Source organism: Pseudoalteromonas sp. CR1, from assembly GCF_019392235.1.
Taxonomy (GTDB): domain Bacteria; phylum Pseudomonadota; class Gammaproteobacteria; order Enterobacterales; family Alteromonadaceae; genus Pseudoalteromonas.
The window spans coordinates 1-267 of sequence record NZ_JAHXRM010000297.1 but is presented as its reverse complement, the minus strand read 5'-3'; the positions used below and the strand labels follow the sequence as shown (position 1 = coordinate 267).

General features: G+C 50.9%; 1 protein-coding gene. It reads right to left on the bottom strand.

Annotated elements, in window-relative coordinates:
• Positions 1–2: 2 nt before the first annotated feature.
• A partial coding sequence (locus KZZ04_RS19475; protein WP_219423923.1) for a hypothetical protein occupies positions 3–267 on the bottom strand: 265 nt, incomplete at its 5' end.

Sequence of the window (267 nt, the reverse complement as noted above, 5' to 3'; positions counted from 1 at the left end):
AATCACCGACTTCTGGTCGATTTTTTCACCGGCTTCGCGCTCTTCCGAGTCCGCTTTGGGTTTGCAGAATTTCCGCCCCCACGCATTCGTTGTTTCAGCCCTGTTCGCGAATCACTTTGGCGTTTTGCGCGATTTCGCTGCGGTGTTTTCGGCGAATCGGTTACAGGTTCGCGTTGCACGATCGGAGCATAATTGGGATTCAGTTGTCCCATCATTTCCAGATTGGGCAATGTTTTTGAATCAGCACGGACGCTTATGCTCAGTTCA